Below are 20,803 nucleotides of genomic sequence, written 5' to 3' on the forward strand. Positions count from 1 at the left end.
TAGCTCGTGACTCCACCAAGAATCGAACTTGGATCTAAAGTTTAGGAAACTTCTATTCTATCCGTTGAACTATGGAGCCTTGAAAGGGCATTAGATTGCGCCTACTATTGAAAATAGGGAACACAAAAATACAAATAACAAATCCCCAATGCAAGAGCAGTTGGGGACTTTGTGTTATTTTGTTTTCGTTTATCTTGTGTTCTTTCCGTCGACAATAATTCGGTTGTCACGGTTTGCAAGTTCCCACGCTGTGGCAAAAACGAGTTGCGTTCTCTTTTGAAGTAGATCGTAATCGATTTTGTCAGGAGTGTCGGTCGTTTTGTGATAGTCGGCATGGATTCCGTCAAAATAAAAAGCGACAGGCACATTGTTCTTCGCGAAATTGTAATGATCACTTCTATAGTATAGTCTCATCTTATCCGCTGGATCGTCGTATTTATAGTTCAGATCTAATTTCGTCGTTTTGTTATTTGCGGCCTCATTAATGGTTTTTAATTCCGAAGAAAGCATTTCAGAACCGATTACATAAACATAATCCTTTCCTTCGTTTTCAGGATCACTTCTTCCGATCATGTCGATGTTTAAGTTCACAACTGTAGAGGCTAAAGGAAATACGGGATTCTCTGTATAGAAACGAGAACCTTGAAGTCCAATTTCTTCCGCGGTTACGTGAAGGAATAGAATCGATCTTTTAGGACCTTTTCCGTCTTTTTTAGCTTTGCTAAAAGCTTCTGCAATTTCAAGAAGGGCTACTGTACCACTTCCGTCATCATCGGCTCCATTGTATACAACTCCTTCCTTGTTTTTACCAACGTGATCGTAATGTGCAGAAATTACGATAAGTTCCTCAGGCTTTTCAGACCCTTCGATATAAGCTAAAATGTTTTCGGAATCAGGATGCGTGGCTCCTCTACGATTTCCGAAATAGGCAGAAGGAATTTTTTGATAGAAATTGCTCATCGATGCGGGATGAGAAACCCCAATTTTCCCATATTCAGAAATCAGGTAATTTCCCGCTTTTTTCTGCCCTTCGCTTCCGGTAGCCCTTCCTTCCATCTCATCGGATGCTACGATATAAAGGTGTTTTTTCAAATCCTGGGCACTAATAGATTCGTAAGAAGATTTAAATGCCTTTCCGTCGTACCCCATGTTGACCGCGCAACTACTGAGGATAAAAGCGGAAAACAATAGAACAATTGGTTTTCTCATAAATATCAAATTTTTTTTAAAGGTAAAAAAATTAAATGGTAATTTGGCTATGATGTGCGGTGCATAGCGATATTCATAGGGGTTGGGTGAATGAATTTAGTCTGTTGAGGGTAGAAATGCGAATGGGATTTGGGGAATTCACATAACGTTGGTGGAGAGTAACTTTCCTAAAATCAATACGATGAGCGCTTTAAATCTAACTTAATTGGAAGAATAAAAATTAGAAGCGCAGAAATAGATATTTAAGGGTTTTGTTGCGTAATTTTACCGAAGAATTAAGCGAGGACGATCAAGGTAAAAGCCCTTCTAGTCAGGACCGCGCAAAAAGAACTGGACAAGAACAAATTTAGTTCCATTAACACAAACCCTAATATGAAATTCAATCCATGAGCGCAGCTACTCATTTGTCTACAAAACATCTTTTGTTTGCGCTTTTAGTGGTCCTGGTTTGGGGACTCAATTTTATCGCCATATTTGTGGGCTTGAAGGAACTTCCTCCCTTTCTTTTCTGTACGATTCGTTTTGCGATGTCTGCGATTCCTTTTGTGTTTTTTCTTCCTAGACCCAAAGCGCCTTTTCTTACTCTGGTAGCCTTTGGACTTTTTAATTTTGCCATTCAGTTTGGACTGATGTTTAGTGGCATTTACTTTGGAATGTCACCCGGACTTGCCTCCTTGGTGGTGCAGGTCCAGGTCTTCTTTTCGATTGGACTAGCCTATTTGCTTTTTAATGAAAAACCGGGGATTATTAAAATTACAGGATCTCTCATTTCCTTTATAGGGTTAGGGATCGTGGCCTCGAAGGTAGGTGGAGGCGTAACTCTCATTGGTTTGGTGCTCACGGTTCTAGCTGCGCTATCTTGGGCACTAGGAAATATCTTTACGAAAAAGATTAATGCAGACTCTCCTTTGGCCCTTGTGGTTTGGGGCAATTTGATTGCCCTTCCTTTTATGGCTGCGACTTCGTTTTTGGTAGACGGGCCCGAGCTCATTGTACAATCCATTCAGAAGATTTCGTGGGTGACGGTAGGGGCCGTACTTTATGTGGTTTATTTCTCTACCCATTTAGCGTATGGGCTTTGGGCTTTTTTAATGAACAAGTATGCCACTTCGGTTGTAGTTCCGTACACCCTTTTGATTCCCGTGGTTGGTTTTCTAAGTACGGCTCTTTTTCTTGGGGAAGAACTAACCCCATGGAAGCTAAGCGCGTCCGCCTTTATATTAAGTGGACTTGTCTTTAATCTATTCGAGAAGAAGATCCTTGCCCTTTTCAAGAAATAACCTTGCAAAGGAAGTCTATACTAGATTCTCAACGAAAAACAAATCCGTTCTCCCCGAACGGATTTGCTAGATAAAGACATCTCATTTTTTTGATTAAACAACAACAAAAAAGAGAAGCCGACGGTGCTTCTCTCTAGATTTTATCTTCGATATTTGAGGATTTCTACGATGGGAAAATGAATTTTCATTTGATTTTCTTTTTCGAGTACATTTCAAAGATACTTAAAAAAATGAAAGTCCAAATGAATAGAATGTTAAGATTCACGTCTTATCCACAAAATTTTGTGGATTAATCGATGGTAACAATTTGTAAATCAGCATGATTTATCTATAGTTTTTCAGCGACATATTCTGCCGTGCGAGACTCTTTGTTTTTTGCAAGTTCCTCGGGTGTACCTGTGAAAACCAGCTCACCGCCGTGTTTTCCAGCCTCAGGACCGATGTCCACAATGTAATCGGCTGATTTCATAATATCGGGTTGGTGTTCAATGACCATGACCGAATGGCCCAGTTCAATCAAAGCCTGTAGGGAAGTAAGTAGTTTTTGAATGTCATGGAAATGAAGCCCCGTGGAGGGTTCGTCAAAAATAAATAAGGTTTTGTCTGTCGTGTACCCTTTCACAAGGAAAGAGGCCAGCTTTATACGCTGGGCTTCCCCACCGGAAAGAGTAGAGGAGCTTTGTCCTAATTGCAAATAACCAAGACCCACATCTTGGAGCGGTCTTAATTTGGTCACGATTTTGGTTTCCTCGTTGTCTTGGAAAAACGCAAGGGCTTCGTCCACCGTGAGGTGAAGGATGTCTGAAATGTTTTTGTCGTCAAATTTAACTTCGAGAATCTCATTTTTGAACCTCGCGCCTTTGCAAACCTCACATTCAATTTCGATGTCTGCCATAAACTGCATGGACACGTTAATGACGCCTTCTCCTTTGCATTCGTCGCATCGTCCGCCGTCCACGTTGAAAGAGAAATGCTTGGTTTTGTATCCCATCATTTTGGAAAGTTTTTGCTTTGCAAATAACTCTCGAATGTCATCGTAGGCTTTTAGATAGGTAACGGGATTGGATCGGGAAGATTTCCCAATTGGATTTTGATCAATAAGCTCTAGGTTTTTCACTAATTTTTTAGGAAAACTTACACTGTCATAATCCCCTTGTTTCCCTCCATGTCCCAGTTGAATTTGAATGTCATTCTTCACAATGTCTTTCATGAGAGTAGATTTTCCACTTCCTGAAACCCCGGTAATGACCGTAAGCATCTCAAGGGGTAGATCTACATCCATGTTTTTGAGGTTGTTTTCTCGAGCCCCTCGAACTTTTACATATTCTTTGGGTTCTCTTCTTTTGGCTGGGACTTTAATCTCAAGTCTTCCGGTTAGGTATTTAGAGGTCAAGGTATCGGCGTTCTTGAGGGCAGTAAAATCCCCTGCAAACACAAGTTCCCCACCTAAGTAGCCAGCCTCTGGACCAATGTCAACGATATAATCCGCTGCGCGCATGATGTCTTCGTCGTGTTCCACCACAATCACAGTATTGCCTAAATCTCTAAGATTTTTTAGAACATGGATTAAGTTTTCGGTGTCTCTCGAGTGGAGTCCAATAGAGGGCTCATCGAGGATATAAATGGACCCTACGAGGGAGCTTCCAAGGCTTGTGGCTAAATTGATTCGCTGACTCTCTCCACCGGAAAGGGTATTGGAGGTTCGGTTCAAATTTAAATAGCCTAGTCCTACTTTTAAAAGAAAATCAATTCGAGTTCGAATTTCATAAAGCAATCTTTTGGCCACCTCTTGATCGTAAGGGTTTAGTTCAAGTGATTCCATTACCACTTGGAGTTCATCCAAAGGCAGCTCGATTAAGGATTGAATAGAGTGGGAGTCTACTTTGACCCACTGGGTTTCTTCTCGAAGTCGTAGCCCTTCGCATGTAGGGCAAAGGGTTTTCCCGCGGTAGCGCGAAAGCATCACACGGTACTGAATTTTGTATAGGTTTTCTTCCACCATTGCAAAGAAGCGATCAATACTAGGGAAGTTTTTAGAACCGTCTCCTTTCCATAAGTAATTCTTTTGCTCTTTGGAGAGTTCATTGTAAGGCTTATGAATCGGGAAGTCTTGTGCTTTTTTAATAAATTCTTTCTTCCATTCGCTCATGCTTTCTCCTCTCCAGCTAGCCACCGCATCTTCGTACAAAGAAAGACTTTTGTTAGGAATCACCAAATCGGGATCAATTCCAATCACTTTTCCGTAGCCCTCACAGGTAGGGCAGGCGCCTAGAGGGTTGTTAAAACTAAAGAAATGAACATTGGGTTCTAGAAATTCAATGCCGTCCAATTCAAATTTATTGGAAAATTCAAAAACTACTTGGGTTTGCGTGTTTTTAAGCGAAAGATTGCCTCTTCCTTCGTAAAAGGCGAGTTGGATTGAATCGGCTAAACGTTGAAGAAAGCTTTCTTCCTCTTGATAGAAAAACCTCTCAATGAGTAGATTTACTTCCATTTTAGGCTCAGGAACAAATCCAAAGCTTTCAAGATCCTCAATAGCCACTACATTTCCATCGACCTCAAGTCGGTTGAATCCCGAGAGTTTCAAGGTTTTCAAAACTTCACTGAAATCTGCTTTTGTAAAACGAAGCGGGACACGAAGTAGAAAAGGGGTTTCTTTCTCTTGGGTTTTTAGAAAGTCTATAATGCTTGTCACCGTATCTTTGGTGACCTCGCGGTTCGATACGGGTGAAAAGGTTCTTCCAATTCGCGCGAAGAGCAATTTCAGATAGTCGTAGATCTCCGTGGAAGTACCCACCGTGGATCGAGGATTAGAGGAAATTACCTTTTGTTGAATGGCAATGGAGGGTGCTAGTCCCTTGATGTCGTCAATTTTGGGTTTTTCTAGTTTGCCCAAAAATTGTCTTGCGTAGGAACTTAAACTTTCCACGTACCTCCTTTGACCCTCGGCATAAATGGTGTCAAAGGCAAGAGAAGATTTTCCGCTTCCGGAAACGCCTGTAATCACCACGAGTTTGTTTTTGGGAATCAGGACGTCAATATGTTTGAGATTGTTAAGATGGGCATTTTTGACAAATAGCTCCTTCTTAATATCGATAGCATCAGATGTTTTCATGTTGAAATTCGAGAGCACAAAATTACGCAAAAATATTTGCCTAGTGCGGTGCATTGATGGGAAGAATCTTTGGAACCATTTTCTGAATTAGTGCTCTTATAGGTTTCGCCAATTTAAATTAGAATTTCCATAGATAAATAGTGTAATTATCCTTGTTGTATTGCGAAAAACATAATTATATTTGCCCCTAAAATTGCGCAAAATACTCATCAATAAAGTGTTTTTGGCAATTTATTAGATTATACAATTTTAGATTATTTGTTAAAATTTTACATTTATGAAAAGATCCAGAGTCGCGATTTTCGCCCTTTTTGTTGGGATGTCCCTTTTTGGGCAGAGTCAAGAAACCGAATTAGAGGAAGTTTCTATTGAAGGGAAATTCATGTCACTTTCTTATAAAACTCTCAATGAAAATACGGTGGTAATCACCCGACGGGATATTGAAAGTTCTCCTGCGCAAAGTTTGGATGAAATTCTGCAGCAAACCTTAGGGCTTGATGTACAGCGCCGAGGCGTGTCCGGTGTTCAATCGGATGTCTCAATTCGGGGAGGCTCTTTTGAACAAACCCTGATTTTGATTAACGGAATCCGCATGAACGACGCGCAAACTGGACACAATTCCTTTAACATACCTGTGGATCTAGAGAATGTAGAGAGAATTGAAATTGTAAAAGGCCCTGCTGCGCGGCGTTTTGGTAACAATGCATTCGCAGGGGTTGTCAATGTAGTCACAAGGATAAGTGAAAAGGATCATGTTCGAATCAAAGCGGAACTAGGGGACTACTCTTCCTACGGACTCAGCGCAAGTGCTGCGCTAGGAACGGAAAATTTCCGGCATTTACTTCAAACCTCAACAAGTGCCTCAGAGGGCTATCGACACAATACCGATTATAAAATTCAAAATGTTTTTTATCAAAATGAACTTCGTATCCCTGAGGGAAAACTTAAATTTCAAGCAGGATTCACGGAGAGGAAATTTGGAGCCAATGGGTTTTATGCCTCGCCGTTGGCCACGGAACAATACGAAGAAACTCAGGCTTCTGTTGTAAGTATTGGACTGGAGAAAGCCGTGGGGAAGGTCCAGCTTAAATCAAATCTATTTTGGCGAAGAGGACAAGATCTCTACCTGTATGACCGCGCCATGCCACAGGGCTATCGAAATATGCACATTGGCAATACGTACGGTGGGGAAATTAATGTGGGAATCCCATCGAAACTTGGGTATTCCGGTGTTGGAATCGAACTAAGACAAGAGGATTTAGCGAGTAACAATCTTGGGGGAAGAAACCGTTTCTTAGCGCAAGGATTCTTTGAGCATCATTTTTCCTTCTTCGAGGAAGAATTGCAAATTGTCCCTGGAATCACTTGGGCGAATTACTCTGGCGTGGGTTCCTTCTTTTATCCGGGTCTTGATCTAGGGTACAACTTTAATCCTAGCCATAAACTTTATGCAAACGCCGCAAGAGTCCATCGCATCCCGACTTTTACAGACTTGTATTATGTGAGCAAAACCGAGATAGGAAATCCCGATTTAAGTCCTGAAAATGCATTTAGCTATGAGTTTGGATATCGGTATTTGCATAAGGGGATTCTTGCCAAGGCGAGTGTCTTTGGTCGAGAAACGAAGAATGGAATTGACTGGATTAAAAACGAGCCTATGGATCCTTGGGTGGCTCAAAACGTAGGGAATATTTCTACCCTCGGATTTGAGGCTGAGCTCTCCATGCGACCGAATCGTTTCGTAAAGTCTTATTCCCTAGGCTATACTTATTTAAATCAAGAGCTTGACACCAAAGCAGAGATTTCCAAATATGTACTCGATCATCAACGTCATCAGGTAATCGGAAAACTTGAGAATCGCTTGACAAAGCATCTTACCAGTGAGTGGGTGTACCGTTTCCAATCGAGAGCAGACGGATATAGTTATCACCTCCTCGATGCGAAACTGCAGTACGAGCTTTCACAGGTGGAACTTTTTCTGTTGTTGCAGAACTTAACGAATACGCAGTACCACGAAGCCTTTGGCGTACCGATGCCGGGCCGTTATTTTCAAGTGGGAGCAAGTATGAGACTTGATTTCAAATAAAGAGAATCAATAAAAATTCGTACTTTTACGCCCATGAAAAAAATATCCATCTTCCTTGCTTTTTTCTGGGCAGTTCTTCATAGCGCGCAGCTCTCGAGCTACAATTCGATGAGCATTAATTACAAATTCCACCCGAAATTTTTTGTTTTTGGGGAAATTCAGCTAAGAGGAATTGAGGATTTTTCGTATCCTGACTACTATGAAGTCAAAGGAGGGTTGGGGTATAATTTAACTTCCAATCACAAACCTTTGCTGGGAATCGGAAGGTATGCCAATTATTCCGAGCATAATTTGGACAAAGAAGAATTTAGAATTTGGTTGCAAGACGTGGTGAACCTGCAAAAAGGAGTCGTCAAGTTTGAAAATAGAGTGCGAGCGGAGAAAAGTTGGTTTTACGAACCCGACGTAGATAAGAAAAGCGGTAGAACAAGATTTCGTTACCGTTTAAACGTTTCGGTGCCCTTAAATAAAAAGAAAATCGAACCCGGAGCTCTTTCTGTCAATGCGTACAACGAAATCTTTTTTACGCCTTCAAAAACAGAGCATGCCTTCTCCCGGAATCGTTTGTATAGTGGTATAGGGTATCAGGTTGACGAAACCATTGGGCTCGCAGGCGGTTATTTGTGGCAAAGAGAATTTGCCTCCAAGGGGAATAAAAATATAAATTTCATTTATTTCGCGCTCAATATTAATATCGATTCCACGGACGACGAAAAAGACTATAGCTTCCCAAGCGCAGATTAACTTTCCATTTAGTATTTCGCAATTAAATACCGGTACGCATTGTGGTACTTTTGAAGTCTCTTGAAATCGTGAGAACTAAGTTCATCGGGATACCGGGCAAGATCCATATTGTCTCTTAAATCATTTAGTTTGACAGAAATGGCAAGTGGGGAGGCTTCAATTCTTAAAATAAAGTCGCTATAGCTTTCTTCAGGATCCATTTTGCTTAAGCATTTCACGGCAAAGAGTATATAGCTTGGAAACCCAACGCTTTCAAGGTATTCCAAATTGTACTCTGGGCAGTCTTCAACCACATCGTGAAGTGCTCCAACAATTTTTTCGTCGAGTGTGCGACCTGCGGCGGAGACTCTTAAAACATGGGCTATGTAAGGAGCGTGATAGCGGTCGGTTTGACCTTTGTGCGCTTTGTTGGCAATCTTAATTGCTTTGTGTAATAGTTCTTGTTTTGTCATATAAGGGAAAGTTCCGAAAAGTAAATTTAACTATTATTTTGGTTTTGAACAAAAACTAATTGTGTCAATTTTTCGTGAAAAAGTAGGAGCAAGGGTCTTTAAATTAAATCTTATTAAGTAGTTTTGAACTCGAAAACGGATTTTACTATGAGTTTATCGCCGGAAGGCCAAATAATATTTAATAAGCTTTGTCAAGAATTAAGCATGGATGGGTTTAAAAGACTTAGCGAAACTTCGTTTTACCAAGTGGTAAGTCGCATTCGGGTTTCGCTAGTAGATAATGCTCTTTTTGTGGAACAAAACGGAAAGTGCTATAGCATAATACCGGAAACCCAATGGGCCGCGCTGAGCTCAGGGATGGAACCTATTCTTTTCAAACTAAAACTCATGCTCGTCTATGGACTAAGGTCGGAGATGGAAAGGGTGAGTAGTCTTTTCTCTCAGATTTTTTTGAATTAATCCCTACCTATTGAACGTGTCCCTATGGAGAAAGTAATCAATCTCTTTGATTTTCGAAAAAAAATAAATTTCAAAAATGAACTTTTCGCAGGTCTCACCGTGGCCATGACGATGATTCCGGAATCTCTTTCCTTTGCTATTTTAGCAGGTCTTTCACCCTTAACGGGACTGTATGCTGCTTTTTTAATGGGACTTGTGACAGCAGTTCTAGGAGGTAGACCTGGAATGGTCTCAGGGGGAGCGGGGGCGACTATTGTAGTACTCATGGCGCTTGCGAGTTCACACGGCGTGGAGTACCTTTTGGCAGCCGTGGTCTTAGCAGGTCTTATTCAGGTGATAGTCGGCGTTTTAAAATTAGGAAAATTAGTACGTTTAATTCCGCAGCCAGTCATGTATGGGTTTTTGAATGGACTTGCCGTTATCATTTTCATGGCCCAACTCTCACAGTTTAAGGTTTTCCAAAACGGAACGGAAAGCTGGTTACAAGGCTCGGCCCTCTATTTAATGGTATTTCTAACTCTTTTGACCATTGCTATTGTGTATCTGCTTCCTAAATTCACAAAAGTAGTTCCCTCTTCTCTTGTGGCTATTGTGGTGGTTTTTGCCCTGGTATATTTTCTGGGAATCGATACTCGGCAAGTTCAAGACATTGCATCAGTTAGTGGTTCCTTTCCCGAGTTTCATGTGCCCAATGTAGCTTTTACTTTCGAAACTCTTCAGGTTATTTTCCCCTACGCTTTGGTCATGGCTGGGGTAGGACTAATTGAGAGTCTTTTGACCTTAAACATGGTAGACGAGATTACGGCCACGAAAGGAAACTCCAACAAAGAGGCTGTGGCGCAAGGTGTAGCAAATGTTACCAATGGATTCTTTGGTGCCATGGGCGGATGTGCCATGGTGGCTCAATCCATGGTAAATCTTGGTGCAGGAGGGCGTACACGACTTTCTGCTATCATTGGATCACTAAGCATTTTGTTAATTATTCTCGTGGCGGGTCCTGTGATTGATCAAATCCCTATGGCCGCTTTGGTCGGAGTAATGATGATGGTGGCCATTGGAACTTTTGAATGGGCAAGTTTTCGCATTATCCGTAAGATGCCTAGAGCCGATATTTTGATCGGAGTGCTAGTGGCCTTAATCATAGTCATTAGCCATAATTTGGCATTAGCCGTTTTAATCGGGGTAATACTCGCCGCACTTGTGTTTTCTTGGGAAAGTGCAAAACGCATTCGAGCCCGTAAATTTCTCGATACGGAAGGTGTGAAACATTATGAAATCTATGGCCCATTGTTCTTTGGCTCGACAACTGCTTTTCTCGAGAAATTTGATCCCTCAGGGGATCCTTTAAAAGTTGTGGTCGATTTTAAGGAAAGCAAAGTGGTGGATATGTCTGCAATCGATGCGCTAAATAAATTAACCGAGCGCTATTCAAAACAAGGCAAAACTTTGCATTTAAAACATCTAAGTCCAGATTGTCGAAAGTTATTAAACAACGCAGATGCCGTGATTGACATTCATATTCTAGAGGATCCATCCTATGTGGTTATGAAATAGACCCGAAGTACTAATACGAAATCAGTAAAACGAGCCGAGCAGTACGAATAGAAACAAGAAATAAAGTTTTTTGTTATAAATAATTTACAAAAATAATAGCCGCCTCAGTATTGAGACGGCTACTATTTTCAATAAGGATACTTCTTTTTTAATAGGCTCCTTTGTCAATGAAGTGAGCCGCAATTTTCTCGGTTAACTCCACTACATTCGGTGTGTTTGTATACTTCGTGAATCGTCTAAGACCCGAAAGCATCATACGCTGTTCGTCACCTTCTGCAAACGATACAATTCCTTCTTTTGCTGCCACGATGGTTTTCTCCACCGCTTTGTAAAGATTGAGTCTGGCCATGTTCGCTTCTACAGAATCGGTTGAAAAATGTTTTTCTGATCTCAGAATTGCGGATTCAGCGATGTAAATCTGGTTTAAGATTTCAGAGGCATTCAGAAGCAAATGCTGTTGGTTTTCAATCTCCGTCATGTATTTTTGAAGCGCAGCTCCAGAAACCATTAAAAAGACTTTCTTCAAGTTATGAAGAACCACTTTTTCTTCCGACATATACTCGGAGAAATCGGGAACATCAAACGAGGGAATTCCCATCAGCTCTTTTCCGATCGCCATCGCAGGATTTAGTAAATCAAGTTCGCCTTTCATGGCTTTTTTGATTAGCATCCCTACGGCTAGTAGACGGTTGATTTCATTCGTGCCCTCGTAGATTCTACCGATACGGGAATCACGCCATGCAGCTTCCATTGGAGTGTCTTCGGAGAAGCCCATTCCACCGTAAATCTGAATTCCTTCGTCGGCGATGTGTTGGGTTAAATCCGAGATGTAAACCTTCAAGATCGAACATTCTACTGCAAACTCTTCTAAAGCTTTCAATTCTGCTTTCTGATGGTCCATTCCAGAGGCTGCATTCTCTTTGATTTTGTCTTCTACGTTTTTCGCTGCGCGGTACGCGGCGGCCTCCGAAACAAAAATACCCGTCGTCATTTCTGCTATTTTTTTACGAATAGCTCCAAAGGTGGAAATCGATACGCCGAACTGCTTTCTTTCCTTTGCGTACGCAATTGAAAGATTCGTTATGCGTCTTTGTCCATCTAAATTGGCAGCTCCTAATTTGATACGTCCTGCATTCAGTGCGTTTAGGGCAATTTTAAATCCATTGTTTCTTTCTCCAAGTAAATTCTCTACCGGTACTTTCATTTCATTGAAAAAGACCTGACGAGTCGAGGAGGAGCGAATTCCCAGTTTGTGTTCTTCTTCTCCTAAAGTAAGGCTTTCTGGATTTTCAAGTTCGGATCGATTGATCACGAATCCGGTGATGTTTTTATCGTCTTCAATTTTGGCGAAAAAAGTAAAGGTATCCGCAAACCCTGCATTCGATATCCACATTTTTTGTCCTGTCACAAGATAGTGAGTTCCGTCTGCGGAGAGTTTTGCTTTGGTTTTTCCTGAATTTGCATCGGATCCTGCGTCCGGTTCTGTTAAACAGTAAGCACCAAACTTTTCTCCCGTCGCTAAAGCCGGTAAGTATTTTTGTTTTTGCTCCTCTGTTCCATAGAGTAGGATAGGGAGAGTTCCAATTCCGGTATGGGCACCGTAGGCGGTAGCCAAAGAACCGTTTGAACCTGAGACCACATCGCAGGTAAGCATGGTAGTGACAAAGCCCATTTCAAGTCCGCCGTACGCTTCAGGAACCGCAATTCCTAAAGCCCCAAGTTCTCCAAGTTGTTTCATACACTCCTCAGTCAGAGCATAATCCTTCTTCTCAAATCGTTCTCTTTTTGTGTCGACCTCACGTTCCATGTATTCTTTAAGGGAATCGCGAAGCATTTTTTGTTCTTCTGAAAGTTCCTCTAGAGAGAAAATTTCTTCTGCTGGGATGTCCTTGATTAGGAATTCACCCCCTTTTATTGTGCGGTTTTCAGTATCGCTCATTGTTTTTACTTTTTATTCGTTATAGTATTTCAAAAATAGAGGCTGCGCCCTGTCCGGTTCCTACGCACATGGTCACCATTCCGTATTTTCCTCCTCGGGCTTTCATTTCGTTCATTAGTTGTACGGTAAGTTTCGTTCCTGTGCATCCAAGCGGGTGTCCAAGTGCAATGGCTCCACCGTTGACATTTAAAATGTCTGGATTTAGATCCAGTTCTTTGATCAGTGCCACGGACTGCGAAGCGAAGGCTTCGTTCAGTTCAATAAGGTCCATGTCTTTTAAGGAAAGTCCCGCCTGCTTTAAGGCCTTTGGAACCGCATACAAAGGACCCATTCCCATGATTCTTGGTTCTAACCCAGCGGCTGCGTAGGCCACCAATCTCGCTTGAGGTTCAAGCCCCAGTTCTTTCACCATATCTTCTGACATAACCATCACGAAGGCAGCTCCGTCAGACATTTGAGATGAATTTCCGGCCGTGACACTCCCTCCGTTTGCAAAAACAGGGCGAAGTCTAGCAAGTCCTTCCATGGACGTGTCCTTTCGTGGACCCTCGTCTTGTTTGAAATCAAACTTTTTGGTTTGTACCTTTTGGTTCTCATCCAAAAAAGTATACTCTACAGGCAAAGGAACGATTTGACTTTCGAATTTCCCTTCCGCCAGTGCATTTAGCGCTTTTTGATGCGAACGGAATGAAAACTCATCTTGCTGTTCACGAGAAATGTTAAATTGAGTGGCTACAGCTTCTGCCGTGTAGCCCATTCCCCAATAGTAATCGGGATTCGCTTTAGCCATGTCGGCTTCAGGCACGGGCTTGTAGCCTCCCATCGGAATGTAACTCATACTTTCCGTACCTCCTGCTATAATGCAATCGGCCATTCCTGCTTGGATTTTCGCACTTGCAATGGCAATGGCTTCTGAACCCGAGGCGCAGTAGCGATTGACTGTCACTCCAGGCACTTTTTCCGTGTTGAGTCCCATCAGGGAAATCAAACGAGCGACATTTAACCCTTGTTCGGCTTCAGGCATGGCATTTCCTACGATTAAATCGTCGATTCTGTTTTTGTCTAAACCGGGCAATTCTGCCATTAGTTTTTCAATTACTCTTGCGGCCATGACGTCGGGTCTTGTGAACCTCAAACTTCCTTTGGGCGCTTTTCCTACGGCTGTTCTATAGCCTTTTACGATATATGCTGCTTTTGACATTTTTTTGTTCTTTAAGATGAAAGATTAATTACGTAGGGGTTTCCCTTTTTGTAACATATACTGGATACGCTCAAGCGTTTTGCGTTCCCCACAGAGCTGTAGGAAGGTTTCACGTTCCAGGTTTAAGAGGTACTGCTCACTCACGGCTGTAGGTTCAGAAAGGTTTCCTCCAACCATCACGTAGCCTAATTTGTCCGCAATCTTCTTATCGTGCTCTGAAATATAACGTCCTGCAAGCATTTGGTCGGTCCCTACATAGAACATTCCAAGGGCATCTTTTCCAAGCACCGTGACGGTTTGTTCAATAGGCTGAGTATAGCCCTGCTCAGCAAGAAGAAGAGCGACTTTCTTCGCTTCCTTGATTTGTCGGTTTTTGTCTACCACCACAAGGTCCTTGTGAGGTTCTAAAATTCCCATATCGTAGGCTTCATACGCAGAAGTGGCTACTTTTCCCATAGCGATGTTCATAAAGACATCGCGCAGACGGTTTGTTTTCACATCGTCTTTGCTGAATTCTTTTGAGGTTCTTAAGGTGAACTCTTTGGTTCCACCTCCGCCAGGGATTACACCCACTCCTGTTTCCACAAGACCAATGTAGGTTTCTGCTGCGGCGACTACTCGGTCCGCGTGCATGGTCATTTCACATCCACCACCAAGGGTCATCCCATGGGGAGCCACCACGACGGGAACACTGGAGTAGCGAACTCTCATCATGGATTTTTGGAAGTAAGAAATGGCCATATTCAAATCGTCCCAATCTTGCTCGATAGCCATCATTAGGATCATAGCCAGATTGGCTCCCACAGAGAAATTCGTCCCCTGGTTACCCACTACGAGGGCCTCGTAGTCTTTCTCCGCTAATTCAATGGCGCGGTTTAGTCCGTCCAGAACTTCGCCGCCTAAGGAATTCATTTTTGAACGGATTTCAAAATTGATAACTCCATCCCCTAAATCGACAATGGCCGCTCCTGAATTGCTCCAAAGCGTTTTTTCTTTTCGGATGTTGTCAAGGATAATAAAGGATTCTTGTCCTGGGACGCCTTTATAGGATTCCTCTTCTTGCGTATAGAACTGTTTGTGTCCTTGGTCGTCAACTTGGTAAAAGGACTTGACATTTTGAACCCAAGGAGCTACTTCATACCCTGCTTCTTTTGCAAGGGCTGCTCCTTTTTCTACGCCAATGGCATCCCAAATCTCAAACGGACCGTTTTCCCATCCAAACCCGGCTCTCATCGCATCGTCAATTTTATACAGCTCGTCTGAAATCTCTGGAATTTTATGAGAAACATAAGCGAATAGGGAACCGAAGGATTTTCGGTACAATTCAGCCGCTTTGTCTTTTCCGCCAATTAAGACTTTAAATCGGTCAATGGGGCGATCAATTGCTTTGGTGAGTTCAAGGGTCGGGAAACTGGATTTTGCTTGCACTTCGTACTCCATGGTTTGGAGGTTTAAGCCTAGGATTTCTGAGGACCCGTCCTTGTTTTTCACTTTTTTAAAGAAGCCTTGCCCGGATTTGGATCCTAACCACTGATTCTGCATCATCGTTTCGATGTATGCGGGAAGTTGAAAAACATCGTTGAAATTGTTCGGTTCAACTCCGCTTTGGTGAACGCCTTTTGCCACATGCACTAAGGTATCTAACCCGACGACATCCGCAGTTCGGAAAGTCGCGGATTTAGGTCGGCCAATGACAGGCCCTGTTAGTTTATCAATGTCGGTAACGTTTAAACCTAGTTCGCTTACCGAATGAAGCAAGTTCATGATGGAGAAAACTCCAATACGGTTGGCGATAAAGGCAGGAGTATCTTTTGCAAGAACGGTCGTTTTGCCTAAGTATTTAGATCCATACTCCATGTAGAAATCGAGAACATCGCTCTGGGTATCCTTCGTAGGGATAATTTCAAGTAGAGGCAAATAACGTACAGGGTTAAAGAAATGGGTGCCCGCGAAATGGGCTTTGAAATCCTCCGAACGACCCTCAGCCAAAAGGTTGATAGGAATACCGGAAGTATTGCTTGAAATCAGAGTTCCTTTTTTTCTGTGCTGCTCGATTTTCTCGTAGACCGAACGCTTGATGTCTATGCGTTCGACAACCACTTCAATAATCCAATCGGTGGATTTAATCTTTTCTAAATCGTCCTCAAAATTACCCGTCTTAATTCGGGAGGCGAACGTAGGGGAATACAATAAAGCGGGGTTTGCTTTTTTAAGCTTTTCTAAATTTTCGTTCGCAATGCGATTACGTACAGCTTTACTCTCTAGGCTAAGGCCTTTTTTTTGTTCTGCGGCATTGAGCTCATTTGGAACAATGTCTAACAGCAGGACTTCGACGCCGATATTGGCGAAATGCGCTGCGATGCCAGATCCCATAATTCCAGATCCAAGAACGCTCACGTGTTTGATTCTGCGTTTCATTTATTTCTTTTTATTGTTTAATAGCTTAGCGGTTTCTAAGATGGTGGACATCACTTCTCGAAAAACCTTGAGTTTTTCCTTGTCTACTGTATCCACGATAATCTGATTGAAGTTAAGAACGACATCTTTCGAAATGTCCCGGTGTTGAAGTCCTTTCTCCGTGAGTTTGATAATGACCTCACGCTTGTCGTGCTGCGTCTTTTCTTTGTATATATACCCGTTGTCTTCTAAAAGTTTCACGATTCGGGTGAGGGAAGTGGGCTCAATGGCCATTTTGGGTCCCAAATTCGTGCTTCGGGTGCCGTCTTTGGGATCTATTTTGAGTAAAGTGAGTGCCTGCGCTGCGGTCGAGTCGTATTCGGAAGCCATGTCTGAATACATCTTGGAAACTGCGAGCCACGTAGACTTTAAGATCAAATCTATGTTGTCGGATTTCTCCTTTGAGGTAACTTTCATTGTGTATGTGATTGCGTTATTTCAAATATAGAAAATCTTATGCATGCATAATATATTTTAATTGTTAATCTTTTGTTAATTGTTGATTATCAAGCGCTTAAATAGTATGAGCTGCATAATACTATGCATGCATAGTATTAAAAGATAGTAGGTAAATAGTTGATTTATAGTAGGGTAGGTAAAAGTCGCTGTAATTCTTCATAGGAGGATAAAGTCCACTTTTTTTCCCCTAAATGGACTTGCCACTTGCCCTCAAAGGAAGCAAACTTAAATTGAGAAAAATCGCTTTGAAAATGTTTTTGCAAAAAAGAGTAGAGTAATTCCTTTTCAAGTGGGCCCGCTTTTATCTCTGGAGGAACAAAGCCTTGGTTTAAATCAAAGAGTAAGGGTCGGATGAGTTCTTGATGCTGCGAGAGTAGATCCTCAGAAACGCCGCTGTAAAATTGAGAATCTTTGATAAGCCAAATTTTGTCTGCAAATTCTTTGGCCAACCGAAAATCATGAGAAGAGAATAGAATTAGCTTCCCGTAGGATTTTGCGAGATCTCTTAAAAGTTTCAAGATCATGATCTTGTTGAGTTCATCCAAATGAGCCGTAGGCTCATCGAGCAATATAAAAGGCGAGTTCTGGCAAAAAGCTCTTGCGATGTAAGCTTTTTGAAGATTCCCTTCCGAGAGCTGCGAGAGCAAATGATGCTGGTAGGACTCAAGTCCCAGCTTGTCTATAATATCCTGCACCTCTGCCTTATGAGATTGGCTTAGTTTAATGTAGTAGGGATAGTAAATGTATTTCCCTAAGGCCACAAGGTCATAGAGAGTAAGTTGAGGCGGTACGTTCGATTTGGAAAACACCACGGCGGTATGGTGAGCCTTTTCTACAGAACTTAAATTCTTTAAGTTCTTGCCATCCATGAGGATGCTTCCCTCAAGAAGCGGTATTTGTCCTAACAGGGAGCGCATTAAAGTGGTTTTGCCCACTCCGTTATTTCCTACCAAGAGTACCACTTCTCCTTGTGAAAGAGTGGCATTTACCTTCGAAATCAGCGGAAATTTATAGCCGATTGAGACGTTTTTTAATTCTATGTAAGGACTTAGGCTCATGAGGAAGTTCTCGGTTTTAGAAGCATAAGCAAGATCACTGGAATCCCAAAGAGCGAAGTAATCACATTAATAGGGTAGAGCGTAAGCTCACTTATACTGGAGAAAACTAGCATGATGAGAACTCCGATTAGCATATTTAAAATCCATTGGTGCCATAGTTTAGAAGGATTCCAAAGCATCCTTGAAAAATGGGGTACGACAATTCCAATAAATAGGATAGGGCCTAGAAATGCGGTCACGCTCGCAGACAAAAGAGACGAAGCAAAAATCACGAGGTATTTTAAATGGTTGAGATTGACCCCGAGGCTTTGAGCGTACGGGAGTCCAAGAGAACTGCCTATCAAAGGTTTAATAGCTCGAAAACTCACCCCTAACCCTAGAATCACAAAGAAAGCGAGGACCAGAAGTTGATTTTGATTGACTTGATTGTTTGCCCCAAAGCTCCAAAGGATGTAGTTTTTCAAACTTTGATTGTCCGCATACACTTGGAGAACAGAGACCACTGCTCCTGCCAAAGCAGAAATAAGGAACCCGAAAATAATTAAGAAAGAAGGATCCTCAAAGCGCTTAGAGATTAACATTAGTACGAGCATCAAAAGAAAGCTTCCTACAATGGCTGTAAGTGAAATAAAGCCGTTTTGTAAAAATTCAGGAACTTCTAGATCGTACGAAAGAAATATATAAAGTGCAACGCTCAAACTGGCCACCGAACTAATTCCCAGAACGGAAGGACCCGCAAGCGGGTTTTGAAAGTATTCTTGAAGCAAAAACCCCGAGGTGGGAATGCTTATTCCCGCCAGAATCATGACCAGGACTCGATGGATTCGAAGAGAAGCAATGCTTTGGTTGGGAGTGGAGAAAAAAAAGTCTTGCCAAGATAAATCCAAATACCCAATGCTTAAATTGATTCCCACACCCACCAAAGCGAGCACAACAAGCAGTAGACATAAAGTCTTAAAGTTTAGGGCTTGTTTTCGGGGGAAGGATTTCAATTTGCTTTGTTTCGTAAAAGGAGGCCGCGTTACTTGATGGTAAAGGCAGAAAACTGCTCCTGCATGTGCTCTTGGGTCATCATTCCGACAATTTCTTTCTTTTGAATTCCCTGACGGAACTGAGTGAAAGGAATAGAGGCTCCTTCCCAAGACTCAAAGTTGGATTTGAAAAAATCCTCACCTAAAGCCTGGCCGTCCAGTAAAACAATCTTGTCTAAGATTTGATACTTGTCTCCAAATTCAGGGACTTTGGTGTTCCAATCGGATTTCTCATCAAGACTTACAAAGGTGAATTTTACTTTTTTCCCCTCAAGTTCTTTGATTTTGTCTTGGAAATGCGGCATTTCTCTTACGCACGGACCGCACCAAGTGGCAAAGAAATTCGTGACGTAAAGCGTGTCGTTTGAAAGCTTAAGCGATTCACTAAAGGCCTGAGGAGTAACTTCTTTAATGCTGGCTACAGCTTGAGTCTCCGCTCTAGCAGAATCTCCTGCAGTCTGAGAAGAGAGATCTGCATCGTTCACAGGGGTTTCTTTTTTACAGGCTACTATACTTAGGGATACTACGAGTAGGAGGCAAATTCTTTTCATAATTTTTCTTAGTTTTGTTACACCTATGGAATCAACTTTACAGAAAGTCAAAAAGGGTGTGTTTCACCCGCTAAAAATAACGAAAAAACAACAACTTACCAAAAGTACTTTTTCTTTGGAACTGGAAATCCCTCCGCAGTTACAATCCAATTTTGAATTTCTTGCAGGGCAGTATGTGACCCTGGAGTATGAGCATAAGGGGGAGAAGTACCTGAACGATTATTCCATGACCGGTATGAGCGGAGAGTCTTTTTTGAGTCTAGGAATTAAAGTAAACGATGAGCAGAGTTCCACAATTAGTTTAATTAAAGACCACCCCGTGGGTAGTTATTTGGAGGTATCCGAGCCCAAAGGACGCTTTACAATTGTCTCAAAACCTCATGAGTTTAGAACCATTGTGGCTTTCGCCGCGGGCATCGGAATTACGCCGATCCTAAGTCATTTCAAAACCCTACTGAAAACAGAGCCGCGCACACGCCTTTTTCTTTTTTATGGCAATAAAACAAGAAATGAGGTTGCGTTCAAAGAGGAAATTGATGCGTTGGAAATGGAAAACAGAGAGCGCTTTAGCGTTCACTATTTTTATTCCAGGGAAAAGCTTGGGAATGCTTTTTTGGAAGGCAGACTGGACGCGAAAAAAGTGCATTTGATCATTAATCAAGTGATGATGATCGATGACACGGACGACGAATCTACCCTATGGGATGCCGTGGATCACGTGCTTATCTGTGGAAAGGGGGAGATGATTAAATCGATCGCTAGAGCCTGTTACGAGAACGGGATTCCCAAGAAGCAAATTCATTTTGAACTCTTTGAATCCTATAACGAGGATATCTATCCGGTCGAGGTGGAGCTTCCGCACATTAGTCCCGTCCATGTTAAATTTCTGTACAATGGGCAGTGGCACGAAACCGATTTGGATTCCAACAAAAACAAACTTCTGCAAAGTTTATCCGTTCAAAATTTCGAGCTGCCTTTTTCTTGTAAATCGGGAATTTGTGGGTCGTGTCAGTGCAAGTTAGTGGAAGGAGAGGTCGAACTTCTTGAAAACGAATACTTAACCCAAAGCGAAGAATCCAGAGGGCAAATCTTAGCCTGTATGTCTTACGCGTTAAAAGAAAAAATTGTCTTAGATTTCGATCAACTTTGAGAGTCGCTTTAAACATATTGAAAATTTTGCTTCGAGTCTTAGAACTTGCCGTTCTAGT

16 protein-coding genes and 1 tRNA gene are annotated in these 20,803 nt (G+C 42.1%); 6 read left to right on the plus strand and 11 right to left on the minus strand.

The window, feature by feature from the left end; translation table 11 throughout:
* Window positions 1-7: 7 nt before the first annotated feature.
* Window positions 8-79 (minus strand) — tRNA-Arg (locus tag AC3IRX_RS00665).
* A 110-nt stretch (window positions 80-189) separates the two neighbouring features.
* On the minus strand, window positions 190-1,209 hold the full coding sequence (locus AC3IRX_RS00670) for a M28 family metallopeptidase (RefSeq protein WP_489210594.1): 1,020 nt from the start codon (window positions 1,207-1,209) through the stop codon (window positions 190-192).
* Window positions 1,210-1,595: 386 nt separating this feature from the next.
* Here AC3IRX_RS00670 and AC3IRX_RS00675 point away from each other — a divergent pair, with 386 nt between their 5' ends.
* Window positions 1,596-2,489: an EamA family transporter gene (locus AC3IRX_RS00675; RefSeq protein ID WP_489210595.1), complete on the plus strand. Its 894-nt coding sequence runs from the start codon at window positions 1,596-1,598 to the stop codon at window positions 2,487-2,489.
* A gap of 328 nt (window positions 2,490-2,817) precedes the next feature.
* Here the strand turns inward: AC3IRX_RS00675 and uvrA are convergent, their stop codons facing one another.
* On the minus strand, window positions 2,818-5,604 hold the full coding sequence (uvrA, locus tag AC3IRX_RS00680; protein WP_489210596.1) for an excinuclease ABC subunit UvrA: 2,787 nt from the start codon (window positions 5,602-5,604) through the stop codon (window positions 2,818-2,820).
* Between the two features lie 277 nt (window positions 5,605-5,881).
* On the opposite strand from uvrA, the gene AC3IRX_RS00685 reads away from it, so the two are divergent.
* Entirely contained in the window at window positions 5,882-7,690 is a 1,809-nt protein-coding gene (locus AC3IRX_RS00685; protein WP_489210597.1) for a TonB-dependent receptor plug domain-containing protein, read from the plus strand.
* A gap of 33 nt (window positions 7,691-7,723) precedes the next feature.
* Complete coding sequence (locus AC3IRX_RS00690) at window positions 7,724-8,434, plus strand: DUF2490 domain-containing protein (protein WP_489210598.1); 711 nt, start codon at window positions 7,724-7,726, stop codon at window positions 8,432-8,434.
* Between the two features lie 8 nt (window positions 8,435-8,442).
* On the opposite strand, the gene AC3IRX_RS00695 is transcribed toward AC3IRX_RS00690, so the two are convergent.
* On the minus strand, window positions 8,443-8,886 hold the full coding sequence (locus AC3IRX_RS00695; protein ID WP_489210599.1) for a phosphohydrolase: 444 nt from the start codon (window positions 8,884-8,886) through the stop codon (window positions 8,443-8,445).
* 147 nt (window positions 8,887-9,033) lie between these two features.
* On the opposite strand from AC3IRX_RS00695, the gene AC3IRX_RS00700 reads away from it, so the two are divergent.
* Window positions 9,034-9,345: a hypothetical protein gene (locus tag AC3IRX_RS00700; protein WP_459112608.1), complete on the plus strand. Its 312-nt coding sequence runs from the start codon at window positions 9,034-9,036 to the stop codon at window positions 9,343-9,345.
* 24 nt (window positions 9,346-9,369) lie between these two features.
* The gene (locus tag AC3IRX_RS00705) at window positions 9,370-10,899 is read left to right on the plus strand and encodes a SulP family inorganic anion transporter (protein ID WP_489210600.1); all 1,530 of its coding nucleotides are present in this window, start codon (window positions 9,370-9,372) and stop codon (window positions 10,897-10,899) included.
* A gap of 148 nt (window positions 10,900-11,047) precedes the next feature.
* Here the strand turns inward: AC3IRX_RS00705 and AC3IRX_RS00710 are convergent, their stop codons facing one another.
* The 7 genes from AC3IRX_RS00710 to AC3IRX_RS00740 all read right to left on the minus strand — a co-directional run bounded on the left by AC3IRX_RS00710 (window position 11,048) and on the right by AC3IRX_RS00740 (window position 19,595).
* Complete coding sequence (locus AC3IRX_RS00710) at window positions 11,048-12,838, minus strand: acyl-CoA dehydrogenase FadE (RefSeq protein ID WP_489210601.1); 1,791 nt, start codon at window positions 12,836-12,838, stop codon at window positions 11,048-11,050.
* A 19-nt stretch (window positions 12,839-12,857) separates the two neighbouring features.
* Window positions 12,858-14,039 carry a thiolase family protein gene (locus AC3IRX_RS00715; protein WP_489210602.1) on the minus strand — a complete coding sequence of 394 codons (1,182 nt, stop codon included), beginning with the start codon at window positions 14,037-14,039 and terminating at the stop codon, window positions 12,858-12,860.
* Window positions 14,040-14,063: 24 nt separating this feature from the next.
* Entirely contained in the window at window positions 14,064-16,457 is a 2,394-nt protein-coding gene (locus tag AC3IRX_RS00720; protein WP_489210603.1) for a 3-hydroxyacyl-CoA dehydrogenase/enoyl-CoA hydratase family protein, read from the minus strand.
* Entirely contained in the window at window positions 16,458-16,913 is a 456-nt protein-coding gene (locus AC3IRX_RS00725; protein WP_489210604.1) for a MarR family winged helix-turn-helix transcriptional regulator, read from the minus strand.
* A 164-nt stretch (window positions 16,914-17,077) separates the two neighbouring features.
* Window positions 17,078-18,013: an ABC transporter ATP-binding protein gene (locus AC3IRX_RS00730; RefSeq protein ID WP_489210605.1), complete on the minus strand. Its 936-nt coding sequence runs from the start codon at window positions 18,011-18,013 to the stop codon at window positions 17,078-17,080.
* Window positions 18,010-19,005, minus strand: coding sequence for a FecCD family ABC transporter permease (locus AC3IRX_RS00735; protein WP_489210606.1), 996 nt, complete (start codon window positions 19,003-19,005; stop codon window positions 18,010-18,012). The genes AC3IRX_RS00730 and AC3IRX_RS00735 overlap by 4 nt, the downstream gene beginning before the upstream one ends.
* A gap of 29 nt (window positions 19,006-19,034) precedes the next feature.
* Window positions 19,035-19,595 carry a TlpA disulfide reductase family protein gene (locus tag AC3IRX_RS00740; RefSeq protein ID WP_489210607.1) on the minus strand — a complete coding sequence of 187 codons (561 nt, stop codon included), beginning with the start codon at window positions 19,593-19,595 and terminating at the stop codon, window positions 19,035-19,037.
* A 25-nt stretch (window positions 19,596-19,620) separates the two neighbouring features.
* On the opposite strand from AC3IRX_RS00740, the gene AC3IRX_RS00745 reads away from it, so the two are divergent.
* A complete protein-coding gene (locus AC3IRX_RS00745; protein WP_489210608.1) occupies window positions 19,621-20,745 on the plus strand; it encodes a 2Fe-2S iron-sulfur cluster-binding protein in 1,125 nt (374 codons plus the stop codon).
* Window positions 20,746-20,803: the final 58 nt, after the last annotated feature.

Source organism: Epilithonimonas sp. KH_059 (assembly GCF_057838485.1).